We start from the raw sequence: 2346 nt of genomic DNA on the forward strand, positions 1-2346 counted from the left end.
AGGTCGGCGCCCCGTGGCCGAACCCGGCGCGCGCGTCGGTCGCCCTCGAGGTGACGGCTCCCCAGGCCGGAACGGCTCGCGTCGCCGTCTACGACGTGCTCGGACGGCAGGCCATCGCGCCGTCCTCGAGGACGGTCTCGGCTGGAACGTCTCGAGTCGGCCTCGACACGAGCGATCTGCCGGCGGGCGTCTACGTGATTCGCGTCGAGGTCGGGGGCCGGTCGTTCGCTCGGTCGCTGACCGTGGTCCGGTAGACCGAGCCGCCCTCGAGGCCCGGACGCGAGCAGGGCGGGATGCGTCCTCGAGGTCGAACGGAGCGTCCGTAGACCGTCCTCGAGGACACCTGATCCCTGGTGCGACGGTTTCAAGTATCGGAGGGGGAACCATCCCTGCCCGCCATGCTCCTTCGATTCGCCCTTTTCACTGCTCTCGCCCTTGGGTTCGCCCTCGAGGCCTCGGCTCAGATCACGCTCCGCGCGACCGACCCGATCATATACCTCCAAGGCGAGAGCCGTGTCGTCTCGGCCGAGATCGAGAACGAAGACGGAGCGGACACCGCGGCGCTCAACGCGCTCGTCGCGCAGTCCGGCCCGAACCAAACATGGGACTTCACGGGTCTCAACGTCACACAGGAGCTCGTTGGGACGGCCAGGGCCCTGAATGGCGCGGCAGGACCGCTTGCCTCAGAGGCCCCGTTCAACGACGCGACGCTGACCTACGAGTTTTCACTTGTTACAGAACAGGATGGGGAGTCGGTCCTCTTCGAGGGGTTCAGCTACGTCGAGCTCCGGTCGGACGGTCTCTACCAACTCGGGTCCTTCGGCCAAACGACGTTCGGCAGCGACTCGTTCGAGGCCACGTTTGTATTTGAGCCCGACGGCCAGCTCGTCGCGCCGACAACGATCTCCTTCGGAGACACGTGGACTGACTCGTACACGCTCGATGTCGTCCTGCTGTCTGAGACCGACGTGTCGTACGAGGCCGACGGTTGGGGCCAGGTCATCTTACCGGGCGTCGATGGCCCGGTCCCGGCCCTCCGCATCAGAAGCGATGTCTCGACAACCGTCTCCGGCACTACGTTCGAGAGCACCGGGTACGCGTTTCGAACGGCGACGGCATTGAACGCTACCATCTTGGTCGATGGCCCTGACCCCTTCGGGGACGTGCCGCCGCCGACCGCGTCGATCAGCACGTCGACGCCCACGGGAAGCACGTCGCAGACTGACCGACCTGACGACGAGTACACGCTCGGCTCGGCGCGCCCGAACCCGACCGCGGACCGAGCCGCGCTCGACCTGACAGTTCCGGCGCCGGGCTCCGCGATGGTGACTGTCTTCGACATGACCGGCCGCCAAGCCCTGGCGCCGGTCCACCTCGCGCTGGCCGCGGGGCCGAACGGCCTCGAGGTCGGGACAGCGGGCTTACCGGCCGGCGTCTACCTCGTCCGCGTCGACGTCGATGGCCGCGTCCTGTCCCGCCCGCTGACCGTCGTCCGGTAGCCGGGCCGCCCTCGAGATCGGGACTCGTCCTCGAGGACGCGGAGGCCTCGAGGTTGGCAGGGGGCCGGGCGGGGCGACTCCACTCGCTCCCGCCGGCCCCGCGCCGCCCTCGAGGACGGTCTCGGCCATCCACGTCGCTTCGTCGGTCTCGAGGACGAGCGTCGGCGCGAGGTCGTGTGGAAAAACTGGAGCATGTGCAGGAAGAGGTCGTCGGCGAAGAAGGCCTCGATGAACTCGCCCGGGAAGAACAGCGTCGTGCCGACGACGCCCGTCGTCCGCCAGACGCGGATCTGGCCGGGCGAGGTAGAGCACACGCGTCCGGCCTCGAGGCTGAACGCCTGCCCATCGAGGGCGAACGTGCCCTCGCCCTCCGCGACCAGGATGATGTCGTAGAACGACGACCGGTGCGGGCGCTCATCCAAGACGTAGCCGTCCAAGCTGCCGGCGCGGCCGACGTCGACCAGAAGCTCCGGGCCATACTTGTCGCGAGAAAAGTCGACGTCGAGGATGCCGCCCATACCGTCAAGATCGCCGGCCTCGAGGGTGGTCGCTCACCCCCACCGCCGCGACCGCGTGGCCGACCGGATCCGGCGCGTCACGCCCTCGAGGGCGGCGTCGGCGATCTCGTCCTCGGTCCTCGGCTCGGCCCCGTGCCAGTCCGACGTCCGGGCGCGAGCGCGGGCCGCCAGCCGGACGGCGCCCTCGAGACCGTTCCGCTTGACCGAGTACGACGTCTGCCGGCGCGTGCCGAGGTCGTCGATCCAGTAGGCCGTGACGTAGGGGACGCGCTCGTTGGGGAACGACCGCATGGTCACGCCGATGCCGGTCACGCCCGTCGCGCTCACGG

At 69.1% G+C, this 2346-nt stretch carries 3 protein-coding genes and 1 pseudogene; 2 read left to right on the forward strand and 2 right to left on the reverse strand.

The features are described 5' to 3' along the window. Both WBA11_RS01995 and WBA11_RS02000 read left to right on the forward strand, forming a co-directional pair. Positions 1 to 254, forward strand: a 254-nt coding sequence (locus WBA11_RS01995) for a T9SS type A sorting domain-containing protein (RefSeq protein ID WP_424519054.1), incomplete at its 5' end; no start/stop codon positions are given. 144 nt (positions 255 to 398) lie between these two features. Continuing rightward, positions 399 to 1499, forward strand: a complete 1101-nt coding sequence (locus WBA11_RS02000) for a T9SS type A sorting domain-containing protein (RefSeq protein WP_424519055.1) — start codon at positions 399 to 401, stop codon at positions 1497 to 1499. Here the strand turns inward: WBA11_RS02000 and WBA11_RS02005 are convergent. Together WBA11_RS02005 and WBA11_RS02010 are read right to left on the reverse strand one after the other, a co-directional pair. Continuing rightward, positions 1436 to 2017, reverse strand: coding sequence for an AraC family ligand binding domain-containing protein (locus WBA11_RS02005; protein WP_424519056.1), 582 nt, complete (start codon positions 2015 to 2017; stop codon positions 1436 to 1438). The two genes, WBA11_RS02000 and WBA11_RS02005, sit on opposite strands and share 64 nt — an antisense overlap. A 33-nt stretch (positions 2018 to 2050) precedes the next feature. Beyond that, positions 2051 to 2346, reverse strand: a pseudogene (locus WBA11_RS02010) (hypothetical protein); the annotation flags it as partial.

Source organism: Rubrivirga sp. (assembly GCF_049648075.1).
Lineage (GTDB): Bacteria > Bacteroidota > Rhodothermia > Rhodothermales > Rubricoccaceae > Rubrivirga.

What these genes read in the sequence shown, in the direction of transcription:
- WBA11_RS02000 (WP_424519055.1), top strand. Translation starts at nt 399, where the DNA reads ATGCTCCTTCGATTCGCCCTTTTCACTGCTCTCGCCCTTGGGTTCGCC.
- WBA11_RS02005 (WP_424519056.1), bottom strand. Translation starts at nt 2,017, where the DNA reads ATGGGCGGCATCCTCGACGTCGACTTTTCTCGCGACAAGTATGGCCCG.